Genomic DNA, 4128 nt, shown 5'->3' on the forward strand with positions numbered 1-4128 from the left:
GTGGACGTCGCGTACCGGGTGCCGCCGCTGCACAACCACCCGATGGAGCCGCACACCAGCACCGCCCGGTGGGAGGACGGCCTGAGGGGCCCGGGCCCCTCACCACCACCCCCGTGGCCGTCGGCGTGCGCGCTCAGCGGCGGTCCGCGTCCAGTGGCTCCAGGTCCTCGTCCTCGTCGAGGTCGCTGTCGAGCTCGTCCTCCAGTCCGTCCGTGTCCTCGTCATCGTCGTCGATGTCGTCGATCTCGTCGTCGAAGACGGCGCTGACGTCGAAGCGGCAGACCACCTGCTGCGGGTCGACCTGCTCGAACGGTGCCTCCAGCCACTCGCCGGGCTCGGCCGGTTCGTCCGCCGCCGCCACCCAGAGCGTGGAGTCGCCCTCCTCCAGCCCGAACTCCTTGTGCCGGGAGGCGATCTCGTCGGGCTCGAACTCGCCGAAGAGCAGTCCGAGCGCGCCGTGCACCGTCCCGGAGGCCGGGGCGCCGTCCTCGCCCTCCGCCGCCTCGATCCGCTGTGCCTGCGCCAGCAGGCGCTGGGGTTCGGCGACGGCGTAGTCGCGGCGGATCAGTACGCTCAGCGCGTTCGGTTCCTCGGGACCCGCGTACGGGGGCAGCGCGTCCTCCGCACCGGGGATCTCGAAGGGGGTGACTTCGTCATAGCGGTCGTAGAGCAGTTCGTCGTACACCTCTGCGGCCGCGGCGAGCTGGTTGAACGCCTCGTAGACGGCCGGGTCGTCCTCTCCCGACCTGCGTTCGACCGCGGCCAGGTGGCGGTCGAGCGCGGTCTTGACCGCCTCGGCGGCGGCGCGTACCTCGGCAGCGGTGGACTGCGCAGCATCAGACATAGTGCAGACGCTATCCGTACCAGGCCCCAGCCCGCACAATAGATGCGATGCCGGAATACGAATTTGTCGACGTGTACGTACCGCGTGGGGTCTCCCGCAAGGAAACGGCACGTCTGCTGACGGACCACGCGGAGTACGGACACTGGGAGTTGTACCGTCTGAGCCTGCTGCGCGACGGCAGCCGCAGGGTGCGGTTGCGCCGGCGGATCATCCGCCAGGCGCGGGCCACGTGGTGAGCTGGGACGGGCACGGGAAGAAGGCGCATGACGGAGCGGGCCCCGCATCGGCGGGGCCCGCTCCGTTTGCGGGGGATCAGGCGGAGGCGCGGGCCTTGCGGTAGAGGATCGCGCCCGCGAGCAGCGCGCCCGCGCCGGCCGGGAGGGCGAAGCCGAGCGGCAGGTCGCTGCCGGTGCTGGCGAGCTGGGACTCGCCCTCGGGCTGGGTGACGAACTGGGCGCCCGGCTTGTTGGCGTGCGAGGTGCCGCCCGGGGTCTCACCACCGGCGGAGGGCGGGGTGCCCGGGGTGCCGGGGCGTCCGGGCTCACCGGGATCGCCGGGGTGACCAGGCTTTCCGGGGTCACCGGGGTTGCCGGGCTCACCCGGCTTTCCGGGGGTCCCCGGGTCGCCGGGGTTCCCCGGGCGGCCCGGCTCGTGGCCGCCGGGCGGGGTGCCGTGCTGTCCGCCGCCGTTGGCGCATTCGTTGCCCGTGCTGGGGTTGCCGACGCCGATGACGTCGACGCTGTTGCCGCAGACGTTCACCGGCACGTGGACCGGCGCCTGGACGTGGTTGCCCGAGCCGACGCCGGGCGAGTCGGTGGCGTGCCCGCCCGCGTGGGAGCCGCCCTTGCCGCCGTGTTCGCCGTATCCCCCCGACGACGATCCACCGCCCTGGTTGGCGCACGAGTTGCCCACCGACGGGTTGAGCAGACCGACGACGTTGACCGTGTTCCCGCACACGTTGACCGGTGCGTGCACCGGCGCCTGCACCGAGTTTCCGGACAGCACGCCGGGCGAGCCCGACGCCGAGCCCTGGGCGCCCGAGTCGGCGTGAGCGGAGCCGCCCGCGGCGGCGATCACGCCGGTCGCGGCCGCCACGGTCATCAGACCCTTGCGGGTGACTTGTCGCATTTACTGAATACCTGCCTTCGACCGTGTCTCGAATTCTTCTCGAATTCCCCGAAAGAAGCGTTCGGTCCCGGAGCGCATGGCACGCGCTCCGGGACCGATGGCTTGGGACTCCCCTCAGCGAGGGGGAAGCATCACTTGTTGATGCAGGTGTTGCCGAAGGCGGGGTTCAGCAGCCCGATCACGGAGACCGTGTTGCCGCAGACGTTCACCGGGACGTGAACGGGCACCTGGACAACGTTGCCGGACAGGACGCCCGGGGAGTGCACGGCGGCACCCTGAGCACCCGAGTCGGCGACGGCCAGGCCCGCGCCCGCGAGAACCAGCCCACCGGTGGCAGCCGCAGCAGCGACGACCTTCTTGATCATTATTCCTCCTAGTTGGCAAAGCGACCCATCTTGCGATCGCATTACCTGTAACGAGGAGGGAGTAATGAGGCTACGAGCTTATGGTCGCATTCACTCTTCCCAGTCGGTTCCGTACGCGCGACCGAATACCCCGTGCCGCAGGGGCGGTTTCAGGACGCGTCGATGAAGCGGTCGAGCACCCGCACTCCGAACTTCAGGCCCTCCACCGGCACCCGCTCGTCCACGCCGTGGAACATGCCGGCGAAGTCCAGCTCGGGCGGCAGCTTCAGCGGCACGAAGCCGAAGCCGCGGATGCCGAGGTCGTCGAAGGACTTGGCGTCCGTGCCGCCGGAGAGCATGTAGGGGATCGCCTTGGCCGTCGGGTCCTCGGCCAGCAGCGCGGTCTGCATCGCCCCCACGAGCGCCCCGTCGAAGGTGGTCTCGACGGCCTTGTCGGCGTGGACGTCCTCACGCCGCACGTTCGGGCCGAGAATCCGGTCGAGATCGGCGAGGAACTCCTCCTCGTGGCCGGGCAGGAACCGTCCGTCGACGTGGGCGGTCGCCTCACCCGGGATGACGTTGACCTTGTAGCCGGCGCCGAGCTGCGTCGGGTTGGCCGTGTTGCTCAGGGTCGCGCCGATGAACTTGGCGATGCCGCCGAGCCTGACGAGGGTCGACTCCATGTCCTCCGGGTCGAGCTCGGTGCCGAGCGCGTCACCGAGCTCGTCGAGGAACGCCCGGGTGGTCTTGGTGACCCGCACCGGGAACTTGTGCCGCCCGAGCCGCGCGACGGCCTCCGACAGCTCGGTGATCGCGTTGTCCCGGTGGATCATCGATCCGTGCCCGGCGGTGCCGGCCACGGTGAGCTTCATCCAGTGCATGCCCTTCTCGGCCGTCTGGATCATGTAGAGCCGCCGCTGCTCGCTGACGGTGAACGAGAAACCGCCCACCTCGCTGATCGCCTCGGTGACGCCCTCGAACAGCTCGGGGTGCTTGCGCACCAGGTGCTTGGCGCCGTAGGTGCCGCCCGCCTCCTCATCGGCGAGGAACGCGAGGACGATGTCGCGCGGGGGCTTGCGCCCGCTGCGCAGCCGGTCGCGGACGACCGCGAGGGTCATCGCGTCCATGTCCTTCATGTCGACGGCCCCGCGGCCCCACACGCAGCCGTCGGCGACCTCGCCGGAGAAGGGGTGGTGGGTCCAGTCGTCGGCGTTGGCCGGTACGACGTCGGTGTGGCCGTGAATGAGGAGCGCGGGCCGGGAGGGGTCCTCGCCCTCGATCCGGGCCACCGTGGAGGCGCGGCCGGGGTGGGACTCGAAGATCTGCGGTTCGAGCCCGACCTCGGCGAGCTTCTCGGCGACGTACTCGGCCGCCTTGCGCTCGCCCGGACCCGAGTGGTCGCCGTAGTTGCTGGTGTCGATCTGGATCAGCTCGCGGCAGAGGTCCACGACCTCGTCCTCGCCGGTGACGCTCCTGGCCGTGTCCGTCTCGCTCACGTGCTTCCTCCCGGTGTCACTGCTGGTGGGTCCCCCTCATCCTCCCTCTCCCCGGCCCGCACCCCAAGAGCGCTCCCGGCCCGTCACACGCCGTTCACGCCCAGCCGGGGTGCGGACGGGGGGTGATCGGCCACCCCGGAAAGCCTGGTAATGTTTACGTCGTCGCCGCGGGGAGAACCCACGCGACAGACACCTTGTCCGGGTGGCGGAATGGCAGACGCGCTAGCTTGAGGTGCTAGTGCCCTTTATCGGGCGTGGGGGTTCAAGTCCCCCCTCGGACACATGAGGCTGAGGGCCGTGACCGCGAGGTCACGGC

The 4128-nt window shown here is 70.4% G+C and carries 5 protein-coding genes and 1 tRNA gene; 2 read left to right on the forward strand and 4 right to left on the reverse strand.

Annotated elements, in window-relative coordinates; all coding sequences use genetic code 11:
• Nucleotides 1-133: 133 nt before the first annotated feature.
• The gene (locus AB0E85_RS39670) at nt 134-844 is read right to left on the reverse strand and encodes a hypothetical protein (RefSeq protein WP_361937620.1); all 711 of its coding nucleotides are present in this window, start codon (nt 842-844) and stop codon (nt 134-136) included.
• A gap of 47 nt (nt 845-891) precedes the next feature.
• Here AB0E85_RS39670 and AB0E85_RS39675 point away from each other — a divergent pair, with 47 nt between their 5' ends.
• Entirely contained in the window at nt 892-1080 is a 189-nt protein-coding gene (locus AB0E85_RS39675) for a DUF5703 family protein (protein ID WP_033311872.1), read from the forward strand.
• 76 nt (nt 1081-1156) lie between these two features.
• Here AB0E85_RS39675 and AB0E85_RS39680 read toward each other — a convergent pair whose 3' ends face one another.
• The 3 genes from AB0E85_RS39680 to AB0E85_RS39690 form a co-directional block, all read right to left on the reverse strand.
• The gene (locus AB0E85_RS39680; RefSeq protein WP_361937621.1) at nt 1157-1972 is read right to left on the reverse strand and encodes a chaplin family protein; all 816 of its coding nucleotides are present in this window, start codon (nt 1970-1972) and stop codon (nt 1157-1159) included.
• Between the two features lie 131 nt (nt 1973-2103).
• Nucleotides 2104-2337: a chaplin ChpH gene (chpH, locus tag AB0E85_RS39685; protein ID WP_030608446.1), complete on the reverse strand. Its 234-nt coding sequence runs from the start codon at nt 2335-2337 to the stop codon at nt 2104-2106.
• Nucleotides 2338-2486: 149 nt separating this feature from the next.
• A complete protein-coding gene (locus AB0E85_RS39690; RefSeq protein WP_361937622.1) occupies nt 2487-3812 on the reverse strand; it encodes a M20/M25/M40 family metallo-hydrolase in 1326 nt (441 codons plus the stop codon).
• 196 nt (nt 3813-4008) lie between these two features.
• Here AB0E85_RS39690 and AB0E85_RS39695 point away from each other — a divergent pair.
• Nucleotides 4009-4093: transfer RNA gene (locus AB0E85_RS39695), tRNA-Leu, on the forward strand.
• The last annotated feature ends 35 nt before the right edge of the window (nt 4094-4128 follow it).

Source organism: Streptomyces sp. NPDC029044 (genome assembly GCF_040637495.1).
Classification (GTDB): domain Bacteria; phylum Actinomycetota; class Actinomycetes; order Streptomycetales; family Streptomycetaceae; genus Streptomyces.